This is a genomic window from Pseudomonas sp. R9.37 (assembly GCF_963878885.1).
In the GTDB taxonomy this organism is placed as follows: Bacteria; Pseudomonadota; Gammaproteobacteria; order Pseudomonadales; family Pseudomonadaceae; genus Aquipseudomonas.
Genome location: NZ_CAWNZA010000005.1, coordinates 1 through 22,015, shown reverse-complemented (window position 1 = coordinate 22,015; position 22,015 = coordinate 1). Strand labels below are relative to the sequence as shown.

Below are 22,015 nucleotides of genomic sequence, written 5' to 3'. Positions count from 1 at the left end.
AGGAAGCACCGATGCCCGAGCAAAGCGCGCCAGCCCTAAAGGAAATCTTCAACGCCGAACGCCTGCAGCACATCGCCCGAGAGATGTCGGCGGTGTACCCGGCGTTCGACGCCAAGGGTTTTCTCAAGCACGCCAAGGCCGGGCTTGCCGAGTTGTCGGTGATGCAGCGCGTGGCGCGGGTCAGCGACAGCCTGCACGCCGTGATTGCGCTGGATTACGCGCAAACGCTCAAGCTGCTTTACGCCCTTGCGCCGCGCCTGAACAGCGCGTTTGTGTGCCTGTGCCTGCCGCACTACGTGGCAACTTACGGCCAGGGTGACTTCAGGCGGTCCATGGCCGCGCTCAAGTACTTCACCACTTTTGGCTCTGCCGAATTTGCCATCCGCCCTTTCTTGCTGAACGACTTCCAGCGCACCCTGGCGGTCATGCAGCAATGGTCGCTGGATGCCAACGAACACGTGCGCCGCCTGGCCAGCGAAGGCTCGCGCCCTCGCCTGCCGTGGTCTTTTCGCCTGGCCGAGGTGCAGGCCAACCCCGCGCTGTGCGCGTCGATTCTCGACAACCTCAACGCCGACAGCAGCCTGTACGTGCGCAAGTCGGTGGCCAACCACCTCAACGACATCACCAAGGACCATCCGGAATGGGTACTCGGCCTGATCGAAGGCTGGAACCTGGACAACCCGCACAGCGCCTGGATCGCCCGCCACGCCTTACGCAACCTGATCAAGCAAGGCAACACCCGCGCATTGACGATCATCGGCGCCGGGGCCAAGGCCGAGGTGAAGATTCATCACCTGGCCGTCACGCCAGCCGTGATCAACCTGGGCGAACGGATCACGCTGTCATTGAGCCTCGAATCCACCGCTGCCGCGCCCCAAAAACTGGTGGTGGATTACGCCATCGACTATGTGAAAAGCGCCGGCCACAGTGCGGCCAAGGTGTTCAAGCTCAAGGCATTCACCTTGGGCGCGGGCGAACACCACAGCATTCGGCGCGAACACTCTATTCGTGAGCTGACCACGCGCAAGCACTACGCGGGCACGCATCGGGTGCATGTGCTGGTCAACGGCGAGCAACTCGGCAGCGCGGAGTTTGAACTGCTAAAACCCTGACCCAAATCAAGCAAAAGGCTCTAGCACGGGCCTTTCAGCCAGATAGATTGTCGAACAATCCTGGTCTTTTTAGTTGCGATCCATTATCATCCGGCGCCTTCTCACTGCCCGTTGGGTAGTTGTTTCAATGTGTCACCCGAGGCGCCAATGTACCGTTTGCACCGTTTTTCGTTTCACCGCTGTTTGATTGTCATCAGCCTGGGGCTGGTTACCCATCCTGTTAACGCCGCACTCCAACCCATGGCCGAAGCGCCGCTGGCCAGTGACACCGAGCTGCATTGCCACTTCAACCGCGACGCCAGCACCGACTGCACCACCACCCAGCACTACACGATCCTCAAACCCAACGGCCGCGAAATGCTCTCGCGCATTGACTTCGATTACGCCGAAGGCGACACCTTTGAGGTGATCAGCGCGCACTCCACCCAGCCAGGTGCCAAGCCGGTGGCGCTGGACGCCACGCAAATCGACACCCGCACCGCGCCCAACCCGGACCAGGGTTTCAGCCGTGACAAGCAGACCTCCCTGGCCTTCCCGAACCTGCGCGTGGGCACACAGATTCGCTTCACCGTGCGCGAACATCGCGCGGCCAAACCGCTGGTGAGTCAGTTTCACTATGCCCTCACCTTCGACCCCAGCGCGTTCCGTCGCGACCACGTCAAGGCGCGCTTTACCGCCGAACGGCCGATCCAGTGGCGCAGTGAACTGTTCGATGGTTTCACCGTAACCCCGTCGGCCAACGGCAAGACGCTGGAGGTGGAGCAAAAAGCCCCGACCTACCTCAACTACATCAACGAATCGTCCAGCGCTGCGCTACAGCGCATTCCGCGCCTGGAAGTGGGCAGCACTGTGGATCGCCAGGCGTATTTCGGTGATTTTGCCCAGCGTTACAACCAGATACTTGCCGCCAGGCTGCCTGCGCAAGCCGCCGCCGCAGTGGCTGCAGCCGGCGGCCTGGCGCCGGCAGAACAGGTGGCCGCGCTGATGCAGTACATCAACGATCACTACCGCTACCTGGGCGATTGGCGCGCTACAGAGCGCGGCTACGTGCCGTTCAACCTGGCGGAAATCGAGCAGCACGGTTATGGCGATTGCAAGGACCTCGCGATCCTGCTGACGGCGATGCTCAAGGCCAGCGGCATCAAGGCTGAAACCGCCTGGGTCAGCCGCGGCGACGTGGCATATGCCTTGTTGATCCCCGGCACCAATGCACCGAACCATGCGATCGTGCGCGCCGAAGTGGACGGCCAGGTCTGGTGGCTCGACCCGACCAACCCGGTGTTCGCCCCCGGCCAGACCTTGCCCGACATCCAGGACCGCTGGGTGCTGGTCAACAATGCTCAGGGCCACGTGCGCGAAGAACAGATCCCGCTGGAACGCCCCGAAACCGCCCTGCGTCTGGACAAACAGGTGCACTTCGACAAACAGGGCAATGGTGCCACCCAGGCGACCATCACCTTCAGCCGCCTGCCGCTGATGCAAATGAGCGTGGATGACCGCCAACAAGGCACCACTGCCACCGACCAGAACCTCTGCGCGCACTTTGGCAACGAGATCAGCGACTGCCAGATCACCCGCCAACCCACAGCCTTTGTGGTGCACGACGGCTACGCTGTTCACGCCACCCTGAACGACCAGCGTGCCCTGGAAAAACTCGCGAATGACTACGTCTATACCGATGAGTCACTCAACGGGCGCTGGGATGGTTTCATCAACTACCGCCGTCACAATCAACAGGCCGACCTGTACCTGGGCAACCCGCAGACCTACGACTACAGCTTCACGCTGACTGGCGCGAAGATGGAAAAAGCCATCCCCGGCTGCCAGGTGCGCTCGCCCTGGTACGACCTGGACCTGGACGGTACGCGCACGGACGACGGGCTGCGTTATCACTATCGCCTGAGCCAGAAAACGCGTTGGCTGACTCACGCCGAGGTCGCGAGCGAAGCGTTTGGCAAAATGATTGACGAGGCGCGCACCTGTGCCGAACAGGTGCATCAGGTGGTAAAGCTCTGAAGGCAGCGTAAACGCAAATCCAATGTGGGCGCTGGCTTGCCTGTGATGGCATCGACTGGTCATGCCTGATCGACCGAGGTGTTTGCATCGCAGGCAAGCCAGCTCTCACACGGGGATCTCATGCCATCAGAGGGATGCCGTGTTGCAGGCAAGCGCTGCTCCCCACATATGTGATCCGGTTGCTTTAGCTGGATTCGCCAAGCAGCAACCCCTGCTCCCTTGCGCACAACTCCACCACGTAATCCCACAACACCCGCAGCCGCACCGACTTGTGCAGCTCCCGGCGTGAGCTGATCCAGTAGCTGCGCTGAATGCCCTCCGTCGGCAGCAACGCCACCAGGTCCGGATCACCCGCCGCCATAAAGCACGGCAACACAGCGATGCCCAACCCCGAGCGCGCCGCCTGGTGCTGGGCGATCACGCTGGTGCTGTGGAACACCACTTTGGGGTTGCGGCAGAAGCTGCTGAGGAATTTGAGTTCCTGGCTGAACAGCAAGTCATCCACGTAGTCGATCCACGCATGCACGGCGAGGTCTTCGCGCTTTTCAATCGGCGGGTTGCGGTCCAGATACGCGCGGCTGGCATACAGCGCGAGGCGGTAGTCGGTGAGTTTGCGCGTGACAAGTTGGTCGACGCTGGGGCGTTCGAGGTGAATGCTGATTTCCGCTTCCCGGTTCAGAATGCTGACAAAGCGCGGCACGGCCACCAGTTCGACTTCCAAGCCTGGGTAACGCTCAAACAGCCCGCCCATGCGGCTGGCAAGAAACATCACGCCCAACCCTTCAGCCACGCCGAGGCGGATCTTGCCCAGGGGCGCGGCGCAATGGGTGAGTTCGTCTTCAGCCAGCAACGCGACGTTTTCCATGGCCTCAGCGTGTTTGAGCAAGGCTTCGCCGGACGGCGTCAGCTCGTAACCCTGTGCGTGCTGCACAAACAGCGCAGTCCCCAGGCTCTTTTCGATGGCCTCGATATGCCGGGCGACGGTGGCGTGCGTGGTTTTCAGGCGCTGGGCAGCGGTGAGCAAGCGGCCGCTGCGTTGCAATTCGAGAAAGAACCGCAGGTCGTTCCAATCGAACATATCGCCTCCCTTGCGTGGGCAGTCAGTAGTTGCGCTCATGTCAGTGGTTACAGGCACTGTTTAAAAACGCACAGCAGCTGGGTAAAAACTAACATTTTTAAGACGAAAACTAACAACTAGGATGGAGCCAATAAGAAAAACAAGCGAGGCCTCAGATGCCCATTGCAGCTGCTGAATACGATTACGTGGTAGTAGGCGCCGGCCCCGCAGGCTGTCTGCTGGCCAATCGACTGTCCGCCAACCCCGCCCACCGCGTGCTGCTGCTTGAAGCCGGCGGCCGCGACAATTACCCCTGGATCCATATTCCCGTCGGCTACCTGTTCTGCATCGGTAACCCACGCACCGACTGGTGCTTCAAGACCGAAGCCCAGGAAGGCCTGCAAGGCCGTGCGTTGAGTTACCCACGCGGCAAGGTGCTGGGTGGCTGCTCGTCGATCAACGGCATGATCTACATGCGCGGTCAGGCCCAGGATTACGACGGCTGGGCGGCCGAGGGCAACCCGGGCTGGGCCTGGAAAGACGTGCTGCCACTGTTCAAACAAAGCGAAAACCACTTCGCCGGCGGTTCGCAATTTCACAGCGACGGCGGCGAGTGGCGCGTGGAGCAACAGCGCCTGCACTGGCCGATCCTGGATGCCTTTCGCGATGCAGCGGCGCAAAGCGGCATCGCGCCGATCAGCGACTTCAACACCGGCGATAACGAGGGCTGCGGCTATTTCCAGGTCAATCAGAAGGCCGGCGTGCGCTGGAATGCGGCCAAGGCGTTTCTCAAGCCGATCCGCCAGCGGACCAATCTCACCGTGCTGACCGAGGTCGAAGTGGACCGCGTGGTGCTGGAAAACGGCCGAGCCTCTCAGGTGCTCGGGCGTCAGAACGGCCAGCAGATGAGCTGGAAAGCGCGCAAGGAAATCGTGCTGTGCGCCGGTTCAGTGGGCTCGCCGGGCATCCTGCAACGCTCGGGGATCGGCCCTGCCAATGTGCTCAAACCATTGGGCATCGACGTGGTGCATGAGCTGCCCGGCGTGGGCGGCAACCTGCAGGACCATCTGCAACTGCGCCTGATCTATAAACTGGAAAACGCGCGCACCCTGAACCAGATCGCGGGCACCCTGTGGGGCAAAATGGGCATGGGCCTGCGCTACCTGTATGACCGCAGCGGCCCGCTGTCGATGGCGCCCAGCCAGCTCGGCGCGTTTGCCCGCTCCGGCCCCGAACAAACCTCGGCCAACCTTGAATACCATGTGCAGCCGCTGTCACTGGAGCGTTTTGGCGAGCCGTTGCATGCGTTCCCGGCGTTTACCGCCTCGGTCTGCGACCTGCGCCCGCAAAGTCGCGGCCGTATCGACATTCGCTCGGCCAACCCGGCCGATGCGCCGTTGATTCGGCCCAACTACCTCAGCCATCCGCAAGATTTGCGCGTGGCCGCCGACGCGATTCGCCTGACGCGCCGCATCGTCGCCGCACCCGCCTTGAACCAGTTCAAGCCGGTGGAGTACCTGCCGGGCGATTCGTTGCAAACCGAGGCGCAACTGCACGAAGCCGCCGCGCGCATCGGCACGACGATTTTCCATCCGGTGGGCACCTGCCGCATGGGCAGCGACAAAGACGCTGTAGTCGATGCTCAACTGCGCGTACATGGCGTGCCGGGTTTGCGCATCGCCGATGCCTCGGTGATGCCACGCATCACGTCGGGTAACACCTGCTCACCTACACTGATGATTGCGGAGAAAGCTGCGCAGTTGATCCTTTCGCCGAACACAAGGAATCTTGCCCCGGAAAGAGAAATGACCACACCCGCGTGACCTGCAGGCGTCCGGCTGGCCGGCGCCTACAGAGAGACAACCGGCGCCGAGGTTGGCGCCGACAGTGGAACAACAATAAATAATCACTGTGAGGGTTACCCGATGTCAGAACATGCTCAACCCCTGGGCTCGGCCGTTCGTGCGAGCACCGGCAGCGAATCAAGAAAAGTCATCTTCGCCTCGTCTCTGGGGACGGTGTTCGAGTGGTATGACTTTTTCCTCTACGGCGCTCTGGCGGCCGTGATCAGCAAACAGTTCTTTGCCGGGGTCAACGACACCACGGCGTTTATCTTTGCCTTGATGGCCTTCGCGGCAGGTTTTGTGGTGCGGCCGTTCGGCGCGCTGGTGTTTGGTCGCCTGGGTGACATGATCGGGCGCAAGTACACCTTTCTCGTCACCATCATCCTGATGGGCGTGGCGACGTTTTGTGTCGGGCTGCTGCCGACCTACGCCAGCATTGGCATTGCCGCGCCGGTCATCCTGATCGTGCTGCGCATGTTGCAGGGCCTGGCGTTGGGCGGTGAGTACGGCGGCGCAGCCACATATGTGGCCGAGCACGCGCCGGCGGGCAAACGCGGCCTGCACACCAGCTGGATTCAATCCACCGCCACCCTCGGCCTGCTGCTGTCGCTGCTGGTGGTGCTGGCTTGCCGTTACTTCACCGGCGACCAGTTCGAAGTCTGGGGCTGGCGGATTCCGTTCCTGTTTTCCATCGTGCTGCTGGGCATTTCCACCTGGATCCGCATGAGCCTGCACGAGTCGCCGGCGTTTCTGAAAATGAAAGAGGAAGGCAAGGCCAGCAAGTCGCCGATCCGCGAGTCGTTCGGCAAATAGGAAAACCTCAAGGTGGTGCTGATCGCGCTGTTCAGCATCAACGGTGGGCAAGCGGTGACGTTCTACGCGGCGCAGTTCTATGTGCTGTTCTTCCTCACCCAATTCCTGAAAATGGACCCGGCGCTGGCCAACATGCTGCTGATTATCAGCGTGGTGATCGGCGCGCCGTTTTTTATCCTGTTTGGCTGGCTGTCGGACAAAATCGGACGCAAACCGGTGCTGATGCTCGGTCTGCTGCTGGCGACCGCCCTGTACTTCCCGATCTTCAAGGGCCTGGCGCATTACACCAACCCGGCGATGGACCAGGCCAGCCATCAGGCGCCGATTACCGTGCTGGCCGACCCGGCCACGTGCACCTTCCAGTTCGACCCGGTGGGCAAGGCGCGCTTTGACAGCCCGTGCGACAAGGTCAAGACCTTCCTGGTCAAGCAAGGCCTGCCGTACAGCAGTTCTGCGGCGCCGGCCGGCAGCCCGGTGCAGGTAAGCGTGGGTGACGTGCGCATCGACGGTTACGACGAAGCGGCCCTGCGCGGTGCGGTGACACTCGCCGGCTACCCGACTTCGGCGGATGTGGCACAGGTCAACAAGGTCATGGTGGTGGTGCTGATTGTGGTGCTGATCCTGATCGCCGCCATGTGCTACGGCCCACTGGCAGCGTTGATGGTGGAACTGTTCCCGACGCGTATCCGCTACACCTCGATGTCGCTGCCCTATCACATCGGTAACGGCTGGTTTGGCGGTTTCCTGCCGACTGTGTCATTTGCCCTGGTGGTGTACACCGGCGACATTTTCTATGGCCTGTGGTACCCGGTGGTGGTCACCGGCGTAAGTCTGATTGTGGGGTTGTTCTGCCTTAAGGAAACCCGAAATGTGGACATCAATAACAACTGATCTTCAAGACGCCTGAGACCCCTTGTGGGAGCGGGCTTGCCCGCAAAGGCGGTGTGCCAGTCGACACATTTCGTTGACTGATCCACCGCTTTTGCGAGCAAGCCCGCTCCCACTTTTGTTTTGTGGCACTCACACACTTTGCTGTACATCCATACAGATAATGGTTGCTCAAATCCCTATGACTCAGCATCCTGCAAGGCATCAACCCGATCTGATGTGATAACCATGCGGCTGTACCTCTGTGAAAAACCCTCCCAGGCCAAGGATATCGCGGCCGTGCTCGGCGCCAGCCGGCGCGGCGACGGTTGCTGGCTGGGCAATGGGGTCACAGTCACCTGGTGCATCGGCCACCTGCTGGAAACCGCCCCGCCCGATGCCTACGACGCCAAATACAAGCGCTGGGTGCTGGCCGATCTGCCGATCGTCCCGGAAAAATGGAAGATGCAGGTCAAGCCCAAGACCGCCAGCCAGTACAAGGCGGTCAAGCGTTTGCTGGGAGAAGCCCAGGACCTAGTGATCGCCACCGACGCCGACCGTGAGGGCGAGATGATTGCCCGGGAGTTGGTCGAGCATTGCCGTTATCGCGGCCCGATCCAGCGGCTATGGCTGTCGGCGCTGGATGACGCCTCCATTCGCAAAGCCCTGGCCGCGCTCAAGCCGGGCGCCGAAACCTTCAGCCTGTATCACTCGGCGCTGGGTCGCTCGCGCGCCGACTGGCTGATCGGCATGAACATGAGCCGTCTGTTTACTTTGCTTGGGCGCCAATCCGGCTATCAAGGCGTGTTGCCGGTGGGCCGGGTGCAAACGCCAACCCTGCGCCTGGTGGTGGACCGCGACCGCAGCATCGCCGACTTTGTGCCGGTGGCTTATTGGGCCATCGATGTCGATCTGCGCCATGAGCGCATGACCTTCACCGCCCAATGGCGCGCCACGGATGATGCGTGTGACGACCAGGGCCGCTGCCTCAACCCGCAGGTGGCCCGCGACGCTGCCGATGCCATGCGCAACGCCGCCACTGCGCGGCTGGTGAAGTTGCGCACCGAGCGCATGCGCGAGGTGGCGCCCCTGCCCTTCGATCTTGGCACCCTGCAGGAAATCTGCTCCAAAAAGCTGGGGCTCGGTGCCCAGGAAACCCTGGATATCGCCCAGTCACTCTACGAAACCCACAAGGTCATCACCTACCCGCGCAGTGATTGCGGCTACCTGCCGTTGAGCCAGCACAGCGACGCGCCGAAAATTTTAGCTGCGCTGGGGCGCGCGGACCCGGCAGTGAATGAACTGATGCCGCATATCGATCCCCAGCGTCGTTCACGGGCCTGGAACGACGCCAAGGTCAGCGCGCACCACGGCATCATTCCCACCGGGGCCGGTAAGGATGTGGGGCAGCTCACCGGTAAATACCGTGCGGTCTACACCCTGATCCGCGCACGTTACCTGGCCCAGTTCCTGCCTAATCATGAATACGATCGCACCCAGGCGGATTTCGACTGCGCAGGCCAATCGCTGCGCGCGGTCGGCAAGGTGGTCATCGAGCCGGGCTGGAAACGCGCGCTGCCCGAAGCGCTGGCCCCGGCAAAGGGGCGCGAGGCACCCGCGCCGCAAGCCTTGCCGGCGCTGGTGCAGGGCCAGGACTACGCGGTGGCCAAGGTCAATCTCAAAGACCTGTGGACCCAACCGCCCAAACCATTCACCGAAGGCGACCTGATCAAGGCGATGAAAAACGTCGCCAAGCTGGTGGAAGACCCGCTGCTCAAGCAAAAACTCAAGGACACCACCGGCATCGGCACCGAGGCCACCCGCGCCGGAATTATCCAGGGGCTGTTGGACCGTGGTTACCTGATCAAAAACGGTAAGTCACTCTCGGCCACTGCGGCCGCATTCAGCCTGATCGACGCCGTACCTCGAGCCATTGCCGACCCAGGCACCACTGCGATCTGGGAACAGGCGCTGGACATGGTGCAAAGCGGTGAAATGAGCCTGGAAGAATTCGTCGCCAAGCAGGCGGCGTGGATGAGCAAGCAAGTGGCGCGCTGCAATGGTATGCGCATGACCATCACCGGCCCAGCCAGCCCGGCAGGTCGAGGCGCCACGCCATGGAAAAAGAAACGCAAGACGGCGCCACGCAAGACAACGGCAGGTACCAAGCGGGGGAAAAAGCCGACAAATGCCGGCTGAAAGACGAAAAAATCCAGCGAATGACGTTTTTCGACGGGTTTAACGCCGCTTTGGACCTTGCAGCCCCGTAGCCCGTCTAGGATTCTGTAAGGGACCTGCTGACTTCCTAACAACAACACCGGAGTGGCCGCCATGAAAACCGTCGCACAAGTGCTCAAAGCCAAGGACCAGAAGAATCAGGAGGTCCACACCATCAAGTCGCACCAGACGGTGATGGAGGCATTGATCCAGATGGCTGCCAAAAACGTCGGGGCCTTGCCGGTTGTGGACGAAGGCAAAGTCGTGGGAGTGATCAGTGAGCGCGATTACGCGCGCAAGTTGATCCTCAAGGGGCGTTCTTCCGCGACCACTGCTGTGAGTGAAATCATGAGTTCGCCAGTGATTACCGTCGATACTCACCAGAGCGTCGAAAAGTGCATGAACATCATGACGGACGGTCACCTGCGCCACCTGCCCGTGGTCGAAGATGGCAAGCTGATCGGCCTGTTGTCCATCGGTGACCTGGTCAAGGAAGCCATTGCCGAGCAGGCTGACTTGATCAAACAACTGGAGCAGTACATCCGCGGCGAATAGGGGACCCCATGCTCGACACGCTGGAACATCAAGAAGACCACCTCGATACCCTGCACCGGGCGATGGCTGAGCGGCGCTTTGTGGTGCTGACCGGTGCGGGCATCAGCACGTCGTCGGGCATTCCTGATTATCGTGACAGCGAAGGGGTGCGTCGGGGCAAGGCGCCGATGATGTACCAGGAATTCCTGGCCACGCCGCAAGCGCGGCGCCGCTACTGGGCGCGGGCAATGCTGGGTTGGCCACGGGTGCGCGTGGCGCAGCCGAACAAGGCTCACCTGGCGCTGGCCACGCTGCAACAACGCGAGCGTATCAGCGGGCTGATTACGCAGAACGTCGATACCTTGCATGACCAGGCCGGTAGCCAGGATGTGATCGAGCTGCATGGAAGTCTGCATCGAGTGCTGTGCCTGGATTGCCAACAGCGCAGCGAGCGCGATGTGATCCAGCGGGTGATGGAAGATCAGAACCCCTACCTGGCCGGCGTCGATGCCGTGCAAGCGCCCGATGGCGATACGCTGCTCGATCCTGCCTTTGAAGAACGCTTCCAAGTTCCCCACTGCCCGCACTGCAATGGCCAACGGTTGAAGCCCGACGTAGTGTTTTTCGGTGAGAACGTCGCCCAGGCCACAGCGGCCAAAGCAATGGCGGCGGTGCAGCAGGCTGAAGGGCTGCTGGTGGTGGGCTCATCGCTGATGGCCTATTCGGCATTTCGCCTGTGCAAGGCGACGGTGGAGCAAGGCAAGCCGGTGATTGCCATCAACCTGGGCAAGACACGCGGGGATGAGCTGTTGCAGATGAAGATCGAGGCGTCCTGTGAGCGGTTGTTGCCGTTGCTCGTCAAGCGATTGAGCCAGTAACACCGCCACAAACCAACAATGAACAGGGCTGTATGTGGGAGCGGGCTTGCTCGCGAAGGCGGTGCGTCAGTCAAAAGCATTCCGGCTGACCCACTGCTTTCGCGAGCAAGCCCGCTCCCACAGGTTTCCATACTGAATTGATGACCTCGCCCCCTTCGACCAACCGCACAAAAAATGACGCCCAAGTCACGTTTTTCCGCATTCCCCCGCCCCCACAACGATTTATGTAGTGCTCAAAATAAATCACTACATAATCGTTGACGTAACCTTTTTACCCTTGCATTATCGAGACGTCTCCCGGATCGGGAGCGTTGGTAACACGTGTTTTGAACAAGCTCGTCTGACCGCCGAGCTGTTTTTTCCGGATGTGCTCTGCCCACAAGGCAGATTGATGAAACTGACCGGCCCGCAAGGATCGGTACAAGAAGCTAAAACGCTGCTTGTCTTCGCGATGAAACCATTGCGTAGCCGTTCATCAGCAAGACTACATGCATCAGGTTCAAGACCCTGCCCGTATTCGGCAGACAGTCACTGACGCCCGGCTTTCAAGCCGGAGACAACTAAGCAGTTTTAACGGAATCAACTGATAGATCGCCAACTGGTCAAGGGGCTTACATTATGAATCTGAACAACCAACCAACTATCGATGAATTGGCTGAGATGTTCGCAGCGCAGAAAGACACACTCGACGACCATATTCTGTGGGTCGAAAAATCGGGTCAAGTCCATATCGACTGCGTGGCGCCCCATACCCTTGAGGAAGAGTTCGATAAAAACAACCGCAACCTGGCGGCGCGCCTGAAAATGTATCGCCGCGGCCAGGGTTATGTTGGCAAGAAAGCGGCTGCCGATCAAAACTTTATCGAGCAGGTATTCGACACACTTAACAATGCCTGGGCATCTTTCAAAGACAGCTCGAACGTTAAAGTAATCGACCGCTATTACTAAGTAATATTCGACAACTAGTGGGCGCTGGCTCGTCGGCGATGGCGGCTTAATATTCAACACTGAGGTTGAGTTTTAAATAGCCATCGTCGACGAGCCAGCGCCCACATTTGTTTTGCGTCGTGATCAAAACGATGGGAATCGACCTTTGGCGGCCTCATCGCGAAAAATATCGAACAAGACCTGCGCAGCTGCCGACAATTCATGGCCCGGCTTGGTCAACACACCAATCGGTCGCTCGATCACCGGATCGCTCAACGTGATGCAATAGGCGCCCGCCTCTTCCATCTGTTTCGCGCACAACGCGGGTACGGCGCTGACGCCAAGTCCATTGGCAACCATCTTGCCCACCGTCGCCAATTGATGGCTCTCCAGCGCCACCGGCAATTTCATCTGCAACGCGCCCAGGTGCTCCTCAAGCATCACCCTTACCGTGGAAGGCCGCTGCAGGGTAATGAACGGCTGCTCCAGCAAGGTTTGCCAGTCGATTTCGCTTCGCTGGGCCAACGGTGAATCTCCCGGCACTACCGCAATAAACCGGTCGAGATACAACGGGGTGAACGCCAGAGACGAACCCTCGGACGGCTCGAACGCCACGCCCAGTTCCACCTGACGGTCACGCACCATCTCCAGCACCTGCTCGTTGATCAGGTCATGCACCGTCACGTTCACTTGCGGGTAACGGGCGCGGAATATCTTCAGGATCGGTGGCAGCAAGTTGCCTGCAAACGACGGCATCGCCGCCACGGTGACCCGGCCACGCTGGAGGGTGAAACGCTGGCGCAGCTCGTCTTCGGCGTTGTCCCAATCGGCGATCAAGCGACGCGCCAGAGGCAACAACGACTCACCTTCAGGCGTCAGCGCGACATTGCGCGTATTGCGGCTGAACAAGCGCCCGCCTAACCCCTCCTCCAGCCCTTTGATGGTCAGGCTCAGCGCCGATTGAGAGAGGTGCAGGCGTTCGCAAGCAGCGGCGAAACTCAGGCTCTGGGCCACGGCGAGAAAGGCACGCATCTGTTTAACGGTCATACGAAGCTCCACGCTGCCAGTCGGATGCTGCAAGTGAGGTTGCCGCATGTCTATGCTTGAAGCTTGCGGCTTAAAACCGATTATGCTGTTTTTCAAACCAATCAACCTTAAAAAACAACTTAACAAATCAATCCGTCGGCGCAACACTCGTGTCATTGGCTGGCCCACACACAATAAAAGAGGTGCATATGGCAGGTTTCGATAAACGCGTGGCGTCCTATGAAGAAGCACTGGCAGGCCTGGAAGACGGGATGACCGTGCTCTCCGGTGGCTTTGGCCTGTGCGGCATTCCGGAAAACCTCATTGCCGAGATCAAGCGCAAAGGCACCCGCGACTTGACGGTGGTTTCCAACAACTGCGGCGTCGATGGGTTTGGCCTCGGCGTGCTGCTGGAAGAAAAACAGATCAGCAAAGTGATCGCGTCCTACGTCGGTGAAAACGCCCTGTTCGAGAAGCAACTGCTCAGCGGCGAAATCGAAGTGGTATTGACGCCCCAAGGCACCCTGGCAGAAAAAATGCGCGCAGGCGGTGCTGGCATCCCGGCCTTCTTCACGGCCACAGGCGTCGGCACCCCCGTCGCCGAAGGCAAGGAAACCCGCGAATTCAATGGCCGCCCCTACCTGATGGAAGAGTCCATCACCGGTGACTTCGCCATCGTCAAGGGCTGGAAAGCCGACCATTTCGGCAACGTCATCTATCGCCACACCGCCCAGAACTTCAACCCGCTGGCTGCCACCGCCGGCAAGATCACCGTGGTCGAAGTTGAAGAAATTGTCGAACCGGGCGAGCTGGACCCGGCGCAGATCCACACTCCAGGCATCTACGTCGACCGGATCATCTGCGGCACCTTCGAGAAGCGCATCGAACAGCGCACTGTCCGCAAATAATCCGCCAGCCCAAATAATAAGGAGACAAACAATGGCCCTTACCCGCGAACAAATGGCTCAACGCGTCGCACGTGAAATGCAGGACGGTTTCTACGTCAACCTCGGCATCGGCATTCCGACCCTGGTGGCCAACTACATTCCCGAAGGCATGGAAGTGATGCTGCAGTCGGAAAACGGCCTGCTCGGCATGGGCCCGTTTCCTACCGAAGAAACCATCGATGCCGACATGATCAACGCCGGCAAGCAGACCGTGACTGCGCGCATTGGCGCCTCGATCTTCTCCTCCGCCGAGTCCTTCGCGATGATTCGCGGGGGCCACGTCGACCTCACCGTGCTCGGCGCGTTTGAAGTGGACGTACAAGGCAACATCGCCTCGTGGATGATTCCCGGCAAACTGGTCAAGGGCATGGGCGGCGCCATGGACCTGGTGGCCGGTGCAGAAAACATCATCGTGATCATGACCCATGCGTCCAAGGACGGTGAGTCCAAGTTGCTCAGCCAGTGCAGCCTGCCGCTGACCGGCGCCAAGTGCATCAAGCGTGTATTGACGGACCTGGCTTACCTTGAGATCGAAAATGGCGCTTTTGTCCTCAAGGAACGCGCACCTGGCGTCAGCGTTGAAGAGATTGTGAGCAAGACCGCCGGTAAACTGATCGTCCCGGACCACGTTCCAGAAATGCACTTCCAGTGAGGACAGATTCCATGCAAGACGTCGTGATTGTTGCTGCCACCCGCACCGCCGTGGGCAGCTTTCAAGGTTCGCTGGCCAGTATCCCGGCACCGGAACTGGGCGCGGCCGTGATCCGTCGCCTGCTGGAGCAGACCGGCCTGGACCCGGCTCAAGTGGATGAAGTCATCCTCGGCCAGGTACTCACCGCAGGCAGCGGCCAGAACCCTGCGCGCCAGGCCTCGATACTCGCCGGTCTGCCCCACGCCGTGCCGGCCCTGACCCTGAACAAAGTCTGCGGCTCGGGCCTCAAAGCCCTGCACTTGGGCGCCCAGGCCATCCGTTGCGGCGACGCCGACGTGATCATCGCCGGCGGCATGGAGAACATGAGCCTGGCGCCGTACGTATTGCCCGCTGCACGCACCGGACTGCGTATGGGCCATGCCAAAATGCTCGACAGCATGATCACCGACGGCCTGTGGGATGCGTTCAACGACTACCACATGGGCATTACCGCCGAGAACCTGGTAGACAAGTACGGCATCAGCCGTGAAGCCCAGGATGCTTTCGCCGCTGCCTCCCAGCAAAAAGCCGCTGCGGCTATTGAAGCCGGTCGGTTTGTTGATGAGATCACCCCGGTCCTGATCCCCCAGCGCAAAGGCGACCCAGTGGCCTTCGCGGTCGATGAACAACCACGCGCCGGCACCACCGCCGAATCCCTGGCCAAGCTCAAACCCGCATTCAAGAAAGACGGCAGTGTCACCGCCGGCAACGCTTCCAGCCTGAACGACGGCGCCGCTGCAGTGTTATTGATGAGCGCCGATAAGGCCAAAGCCCTCGGCCTGCCTGTACTGGCGCGTATCGCCAGCTACGCCAACGCCGGCGTCGACCCCGCGATCATGGGCATCGGCCCGGTGTCGGCCACTCGCCGCTGCCTGGACAAGGCCGGCTGGAGTCTGGGCGACCTGGACCTGATCGAAGCCAACGAAGCCTTTGCCGCGCAATCTTTGGCGGTGGGCAAAGAGCTGGAGTGGGACGCTGAGAAGGTCAATGTCAATGGCGGTGCCATCGCCATCGGCCACCCGATCGGCGCCTCGGGTTGCCGCGTGCTGGTGACATTGCTGCATGAAATGATCAAGCGCGACGCCAAGAAAGGCCTGGCGACGCTGTGCATCGGTGGCGGTCAAGGTGTAGCCCTCGCCCTCGAACGCAGCTGATCCAAAGAGCAACAGGAGCAAAGGCTCGGTTCCACGAAAACCGGGCCTTTTCTTTTTTAAGCCGTTCCCATGAAAAACCACCGTCCAACTGTGGGAGCTGGCCTGCCTGCGATAGCGGGTCGACCGTTGGCAAATGTGCTGGCTGACCCTGCGCTTTCGCAGGCAAGCCAGCGCCCACAATGATCTCTATTGTTAGTCCGTGCGTGGCACCGCAAACACGGCAGTCGCTCGCGCCACGACATTCTCCCCCACCTGCAAGCTCACCGTGGCAAACGCCATCTGCCGCCCGCGTTTGTGATGCTCCAACCGCACCACAATCCAGTCGCCCACCTGCACCGGCCCCAGGTAATCCAACGTCATGCTCGCGGTAATCAACGGCAACGGCGGCTCACTGGAAAACGCCATCGCATAACCCATACCGACATCCGCCAGGGTCGCCAACACCCCGCCATGCACCGTGCCGCGCCCATTCGCGTGGCGGTTATCGGAGCGCAGGCCTATTTCCAGATCCAGGCCTTCGCCCCGGCAATAAGCTGGGCCCAGCAAGTCGAGCAGCGGGCTACTGCGCGGCAGCGAAACAAACCCTTCGGGCACGGCGTAGGCAATCATGGCAAATTCATCCTTGGCGTAAGGTCTGAGGTGTACGCCCCGCCCTCTGCGGAGGCCATCATCATCAGTCACGCAAATCCTGCGCGATGCTTTGCGTAAATCCGCCAGACCCGCTTTAATCGCGGGCAATTTCCCCTGCACATCCAAGGAACAGCAATGCGCCACCTGGACGGCACAACACAACCGCTTCTTTTGATCTTGCTGGCCGCACTGGCCTTGGCCGGCTGTTCGCCCAAGGAGCACTCCCGTGCGACTGTCATCAATGGCGAACAAGGCCGAGCCGGCGCGCAATTGGCTTATGAGCACGAGCTGACCCTGGCGCTGCCCGGCGCCCTGCTTGCACCGCGCATGCAGGCCACCCGCGAGGCCTGTGAGTCGGCACGCTTTGGCGCCTGCAATATTCTGGGCATCACCGAAGATGGCAACGGTGGCGAGATCATCCTGCGCATTGCCCCCACCGGCGTGGAGCCGATGGTCGCGCTGGCCGCAGAAGGTGGAACACTCGGCCAGCGCATCACCACCGCCGAAGACCTGGCTGACGCGGTCGCCGATGTGCTCCGTCGCCAGGATCGCCTGCAAGCCCAGCAACAGCGACTTGATGAGCTGGCCAAGCGCAAGGAGATCAGCGTCAGCGACCTGATCGCTTTAACCAAGGAGCAGGCGGGCGTTGAAAACGAACTGCAGGCACTCGCCCAGGTCGCCGCCGGCCAACAACGCCGCCTTGATACTAACCGCGTGACCCTGAATTTCCGTTCCTCCGATGGCGCGAACCAGCAGTCACGCTTCAGCCGGATCTTCAGCAACCTGGGCGACAACCTGGTGGACGGCACGGCAGATGCACTGGAACGCGCCAGCTATGTACTGCCGTTCGTGATCCTGGCGTTTCCGGTGATGTGGTTGTGGGTCTGGTTATGGCGCCGGTTTGTGGTGGCTGGCAGGCGTACTGCTGCAAACGAGCTTTCTGTGGCGAGCGGGCTTGCCCCGCATTCGGCTGCCAAGCAGCCCCAGAACCAGGCACCGAGTGATGACTGACACACTGCGTTCGGCTTGACAGGGGGCTGCTTCGCAGCCCAACGCGGGGCAAGCCCGCTCGCCACAATAAGCCGCTCGCCACGACACGCCCGCCAGCGATAATCAGCGCTTCATGCAGCGCTGATACCGATCGTCCACGCGCTTGGCGAACCATGCGGTGGTCAGGTTGCGAGTGATCTTCGGGCTCTTCAACACGATGCCCGGCAGTATCGCCCGTGGCATTGGCTTGCCGGCCGCTTTATCAGCCAGCGCGTACACGCGTTTGTAGAGGGTGGTCTCCTCAAAGTCCAATTGCTCACCCTTCTCCAACTGGCTGCGGATGGTCGGATTGCGCATGTCCAACTTGGCCCCCAGGGAGCGCACCGCCAACTCAGTGGTGCCCGGCAACAATGAGCCATAGCGAATCAAGTCGCCATCCAACGCCAGCTCGGTGCCAGCAATGCGGCTGACGGCAGCCTGGAACGCAGCGTTGCGGCTGGCGTACCAACCGGCGTTGAAGTCAGCAAAGCGGTACAGCGGCTGGTCATAACTGACCGGGTAGCCCAGCAAGTGGGCGATGCCGAAATACATGCCGCCGCGCCGCGTGAAGACTTCACGGCGAATCGTGCCGTCCACCGTGTAGGGATAACCCCGCGCCTGTTTCTGTGCAAAGTCGATGCTGACTTGCATCGGGCCTGCGGTATGCACCGGGTTGAAACCGCCAAATAAGGTATTACCCAGAGGCACCACGCTGATGAAATCGTCGAAGATTGCGCTCAGGTCCTTCTCCGTGCGTGCAGCACTCAAACGCTCGGCGTAGGACTTACCGGTAGGCGAGCGCAGTTGCAGTGCGCTGCGCACCACAAAGGCCGGCACATGGACCTTGCCGGCACGGCGCAGGATTTCATCCTGGGCGATCTTGCCCATGTTTGGTACCGGCGGGTCGACCTGGTAAGTGGACTCTTGCTCGGTGACTGCCAGCACAGCACAGATATTTTCGGTGCTGGGGTAGATTTTCTGAGTGTCGAAGGCGGTGTAGATGTCTTGTGCCCAGCCACCACGGTCCGGCACCGTCGCCGGCAGCAGGCGCACGATCTGCGCTTTCACCTCGGCCTCGCTACGCTCCGGCTGTTGCGGACTGCGTGAAGTGGAGCAACCGGCCAGCACCAGCAACGTGGTGAGGCACAGGATCAGGCGGCTTGAATACATGGGGCTTCCTTGGGTAACGACGGGCCGGGCATTGCGGATATCGACAGGTAAGTCTAACCGGGGTTCGCCGACCTGCCGCACTCGCCAATCCCAAACTAACGTGACAGGATCTGTCATCGACCATTCCTACAAGGAGTTTGAATGCCATGCTCAGTGTGAACTTCCTCGTCACCTGCCTGATCGTCGTGCTGATCCCCGGCACCGGTGTGATCTTTACCGTCTCCACCGGCCTCACCGCCGGCAAGCGCGCCAGCGTATTTGCTGCGCTGGGTTGTACCGCAGGCATCCTGCCCCACTTGCTGGCATCGGTGCTCGGCCTCTCTGCCCTGCTGCACACCAGCGCGTTGGCGTTTGAAGTGCTCAGGTACGCGGGCGTTGCCTACTTGCTCTACCTGGCCTATGCCACCTGGCGTAATCGCTCGGCCTTCGCGATGAATGACGCACCGACTGCAACCACAGCGCGCGGCCTGATTATCCGTGGTTTCCTGTTGAACATCCTCAACCCCAAGCTGACGATTTTCTTCCTGGCCTTCCTGCCCCAGTTCGTTACCCCAGGCAGCATCTCACCCGCCGTGCAAATGCTGGTACTGAGCGCAGTATTCATGGCGATGACGTTTGCGGTTTTCGTCATCTATGGCTTGTTGGCCAATGGCTTTCGCCGCGCCGTGATCGAATCGCCGCGCGTGCAGAACTGGTTGCGCCGCAGTTTTGCGGCAGCCTTTGCAGGGTTGGGTTTGAACCTGGCATTTGCGCAGCGCTGACAAGGACTACCGAAACGTCCCACGCAACACCCGGATAACCTCTACAGATACCACCTGAAAACCTCGGCAAAGTCCTTCGCCTGATCACACAGCGCGAGGGATTGCAGATGGTTTTTTGTGTTGGAACACGTATTGACGGGGCTGTCGCTTGAACCCGGCTATTGGCCGGCTGGCCCTGAGGCCCATGGACGTCAAAGCGCCGGATGTTGAAGGCGTCTTACGTGATTTCCGGGGCTGCCTGAACACCTTTGACGACTGGGCTTTAAGCTTCTGGAGCTTTTCGAAGCTGGATGTCGAGCAGGTGTTCAAGGTTGGCGATGAAGTGACGCTGGTCGCGCCCATAGCCCCCTCCATTTTTCCCAGCAGCACCGTCGCCACCTGCCAGGCCAACGGCACGTTGACCCTGGTGCACATGTTCCAAAGCACGCAGTTTGTGCCCATCGGCGATACGCCGGTGATACTGCAACGCGTCGACCCCAACGGTGGCCCACTGGGTGAGCCGATCCACAAGACCATCGGCCCCAGCGGCATTCTCGAAATCACCGAGTGTGATCGCAACCAGCAGTACCGAATCAATTTCTATCCCAACGTTTCCAAGGATCACGTCAAGGCGCTGTATGCGTCTTATCAGTCGGTGATCGCGGAACTGGAAGCGCGCCTGCGCGACGAATGGAACAGCACGCTTGAGGCACGTTGGAAAGACTTTACGGACGCTATCCCGCAAGACCAGCGCAGGATGGTGGAAACGGCGTTTCTAAGTGGCATGGGCAAAGCGCTTTACAACCTGTGGGACAACATAACTCAACTGGTTGATTTACTGGCGGACATCAAGCCCAACAGCGAGAAGTTGCTGCACTACATCTCCCAAACTGAACTTGATGAGCTGCTGAAGCTCGGCAACGACGCGATCGCCGACGGCCTGCTGGTGCTCAGCGATGAGCCATTGTTGTTCATTTACGTGTCGGCAATGGTCAGCTGGATGCGCATGCTGCCGCCGAAAGAAATGCATGAATTGATGGGGGAAATCACTGGCGAGGTGTTGATCAACCTGCTGCTGATTTGGGCAACAGCAGGCGTGGGTGTGGCGTTGCGCCTGGGTACGAAGGTGCTGGGGCATATCAAGTCTGAGCGGACGTCGGAGTTGTTGGAGTTGCTGGCTAATAAGCTGGTGATGCCCCGGTTGGAGCCGCATGCCAAAGTGGTTAAGCCGTTGCTGGGACGGAGTGCCGCAATCCCAATCAAGACGGTGCCGGTTGCACCGTTGAAGGCTGGGGATCAGTTGGTTTCCAACCCAGTGCCGGCGGTTCGTAGCAAGAAACAGCAGACCGCTTTGGTGCGCCAGGAACACGTCGATGATGTGCCTGTCGCTGCGAAAAATCCCCAGGGAGATGCCGCGGCGCCTGCCGACAAAACCGCCACCAATGGCTGCCCGGTGTCGATGGTCACCGGGGAGGAATTGCTGACGCTTACCGATGGTGCGCTGGACGGAATTTTGCCGTTTGAGTGGACGCGGTTGTATCGCACCAGTGCGGCGGAGGTGGATTGCGGGTTGGGGTTTGGCTGGAGTCATGCGCTGGCACAAAGGCTGGTGGTGACGGGTGACTCGGTGGTTTGGACGGATCATGAGAATCGGTCGACTGCCCTGCCCTTACCGACTGTGGCTCGACCGGCGATCACCAACAGCTTGGCTGAAGCGGCGATCTATTTGGGTGCCCTGCCCGATGAGTTGGTGCTGGCCCAGGCATCAAGGTTTTACCACTTTCGCGATGGTGCACTGACGGCGATCAGCGATGCGTATGACAACCGGCTGCGGATTTCTCGTGATCGCGTGGGACGGATTGAGCGGCTGGATAACGGCGCGGGTCGGTCGCTGTTTTTGCGCTATGAACTCGGTCGCATTGTGGCGGTTGACTATCAGGTTCATCGCGCCAAAGGGCATGAGCCGTATGTGTGGGTCACTGAGCAAAACATCGTTTCCTACGCCTATGACGACGCTGGCCGATTGGTTTCGGCGACCAATGCTGTAGGTGAAAGCGAGGTTTATCGGTACGACGAACAGCACGTCATTCTTGAGCGGCAATTGGCCGGTGGGACGAGTTTCTTTTGGGCGTGGGAACGGGCTGGCAAGGCGGCGCGCTGTGTTCGGCACTGGGCCAGTTTTTCGCAGATGGACACGTGCTATGTCTGGGATGACAACGGCAAGGTTACGGTTCACAACGCTGATGGCAGTCAGGAAGTGTATGTCCATGACCAGCGCGCGCGGCTGGTGCAGCGGGTTGATCCGGATGGCGCTGAGCACTTCAAATCCTACGACGACAAGGGCCGGCTGACGGTTGAGCAGG

17 protein-coding genes and 1 pseudogene are annotated in these 22,015 nt (G+C 60.3%); 14 read left to right on the top strand and 4 right to left on the bottom strand.

All coding sequences use genetic code 11. From position 1 onward, the window contains the following. Positions 1 to 11 precede the first annotated feature (11 nt). On the top strand, positions 12 to 1,112 hold the full coding sequence (locus tag AACU78_RS04025) for a DNA alkylation repair protein (protein ID WP_106579937.1): 1,101 nt from the start codon (positions 12 to 14) through the stop codon (positions 1,110 to 1,112). Positions 1,113 to 1,268: 156 nt separating this feature from the next. Continuing rightward, positions 1,269 to 3,128: a DUF3857 domain-containing transglutaminase family protein gene (locus tag AACU78_RS04020; protein ID WP_106580014.1), complete on the top strand. Its 1,860-nt coding sequence runs from the start codon at positions 1,269 to 1,271 to the stop codon at positions 3,126 to 3,128. 184 nt (positions 3,129 to 3,312) lie between these two features. Here the strand turns inward: AACU78_RS04020 and AACU78_RS04015 are convergent, their stop codons facing one another. Then, complete coding sequence (locus AACU78_RS04015; RefSeq protein ID WP_106579936.1) at positions 3,313 to 4,206, bottom strand: LysR family transcriptional regulator; 894 nt, start codon at positions 4,204 to 4,206, stop codon at positions 3,313 to 3,315. A 155-nt stretch (positions 4,207 to 4,361) separates the two neighbouring features. On the opposite strand from AACU78_RS04015, the gene AACU78_RS04010 reads away from it, so the two are divergent. The 6 genes and pseudogenes from AACU78_RS04010 (at position 4,362) to AACU78_RS03985 (ending at position 12,286) form a co-directional block, all read left to right on the top strand. After that, positions 4,362 to 6,008 carry a GMC family oxidoreductase gene (locus tag AACU78_RS04010; protein ID WP_106579935.1) on the top strand — a complete coding sequence of 549 codons (1,647 nt, stop codon included), beginning with the start codon at positions 4,362 to 4,364 and terminating at the stop codon, positions 6,006 to 6,008. A 102-nt stretch (positions 6,009 to 6,110) separates the two neighbouring features. Continuing rightward, positions 6,111 to 7,733: pseudogene (locus AACU78_RS04005) on the top strand (MFS transporter). Between the two features lie 225 nt (positions 7,734 to 7,958). Further along, a complete protein-coding gene (locus AACU78_RS04000) occupies positions 7,959 to 9,908 on the top strand; it encodes a DNA topoisomerase III (RefSeq protein ID WP_106579934.1) in 1,950 nt (649 codons plus the stop codon). A gap of 132 nt (positions 9,909 to 10,040) precedes the next feature. Continuing rightward, positions 10,041 to 10,481, top strand: a complete 441-nt coding sequence (locus tag AACU78_RS03995) for a CBS domain-containing protein (RefSeq protein WP_106579933.1) — start codon at positions 10,041 to 10,043, stop codon at positions 10,479 to 10,481. An 8-nt stretch (positions 10,482 to 10,489) separates the two neighbouring features. Then, the gene (locus tag AACU78_RS03990; protein WP_106579932.1) at positions 10,490 to 11,338 is read left to right on the top strand and encodes an NAD-dependent protein deacetylase; all 849 of its coding nucleotides are present in this window, start codon (positions 10,490 to 10,492) and stop codon (positions 11,336 to 11,338) included. A gap of 618 nt (positions 11,339 to 11,956) precedes the next feature. After that, on the top strand, positions 11,957 to 12,286 hold the full coding sequence (locus AACU78_RS03985; protein ID WP_106579931.1) for a hypothetical protein: 330 nt from the start codon (positions 11,957 to 11,959) through the stop codon (positions 12,284 to 12,286). Between the two features lie 123 nt (positions 12,287 to 12,409). On the opposite strand, the gene AACU78_RS03980 is transcribed toward AACU78_RS03985, so the two are convergent. After that, positions 12,410 to 13,312, bottom strand: coding sequence for a LysR family transcriptional regulator (locus AACU78_RS03980; RefSeq protein WP_106579930.1), 903 nt, complete (start codon positions 13,310 to 13,312; stop codon positions 12,410 to 12,412). A gap of 188 nt (positions 13,313 to 13,500) precedes the next feature. Here AACU78_RS03980 and AACU78_RS03975 point away from each other — a divergent pair, with 188 nt between their 5' ends. The 3 genes from AACU78_RS03975 to AACU78_RS03965 are packed head-to-tail and all read left to right on the top strand — an operon-like array spanning position 13,501 to position 16,083. Next, positions 13,501 to 14,199: a CoA transferase subunit A gene (locus AACU78_RS03975; RefSeq protein ID WP_010211319.1), complete on the top strand. Its 699-nt coding sequence runs from the start codon at positions 13,501 to 13,503 to the stop codon at positions 14,197 to 14,199. 31 nt (positions 14,200 to 14,230) lie between these two features. Beyond that, positions 14,231 to 14,890 carry a CoA transferase subunit B gene (locus AACU78_RS03970; RefSeq protein ID WP_017135011.1) on the top strand — a complete coding sequence of 220 codons (660 nt, stop codon included), beginning with the start codon at positions 14,231 to 14,233 and terminating at the stop codon, positions 14,888 to 14,890. A gap of 11 nt (positions 14,891 to 14,901) precedes the next feature. Further along, a complete protein-coding gene (locus AACU78_RS03965; RefSeq protein WP_106579929.1) occupies positions 14,902 to 16,083 on the top strand; it encodes an acetyl-CoA C-acetyltransferase in 1,182 nt (393 codons plus the stop codon). A gap of 192 nt (positions 16,084 to 16,275) precedes the next feature. On the opposite strand, the gene AACU78_RS03960 is transcribed toward AACU78_RS03965, so the two are convergent. Further along, entirely contained in the window at positions 16,276 to 16,692 is a 417-nt protein-coding gene (locus AACU78_RS03960; protein ID WP_106579928.1) for a PaaI family thioesterase, read from the bottom strand. A gap of 156 nt (positions 16,693 to 16,848) precedes the next feature. Here AACU78_RS03960 and AACU78_RS03955 point away from each other — a divergent pair, with 156 nt between their 5' ends. After that, complete coding sequence (locus AACU78_RS03955) at positions 16,849 to 17,724, top strand: DUF4349 domain-containing protein (protein ID WP_106579927.1); 876 nt, start codon at positions 16,849 to 16,851, stop codon at positions 17,722 to 17,724. Positions 17,725 to 17,826: 102 nt separating this feature from the next. On the opposite strand, the gene AACU78_RS03950 is transcribed toward AACU78_RS03955, so the two are convergent. Next, positions 17,827 to 18,912 (bottom strand): DUF1615 domain-containing protein, encoded by a 1,086-nt coding sequence (locus AACU78_RS03950; protein WP_106579926.1) that lies wholly within the window; start codon positions 18,910 to 18,912, stop codon positions 17,827 to 17,829. Between the two features lie 146 nt (positions 18,913 to 19,058). Between AACU78_RS03950 and AACU78_RS03945 the strand changes: the two genes are divergently transcribed. Together AACU78_RS03945 and AACU78_RS03940 are read left to right on the top strand one after the other, a co-directional pair. After that, positions 19,059 to 19,673: a LysE family translocator gene (locus AACU78_RS03945; protein WP_106579925.1), complete on the top strand. Its 615-nt coding sequence runs from the start codon at positions 19,059 to 19,061 to the stop codon at positions 19,671 to 19,673. A 184-nt stretch (positions 19,674 to 19,857) separates the two neighbouring features. Further along, positions 19,858 to 22,015: RHS repeat domain-containing protein (locus tag AACU78_RS03940; RefSeq protein ID WP_146151463.1), on the top strand; the 2,158-nt coding region annotated here is incomplete at its 3' end.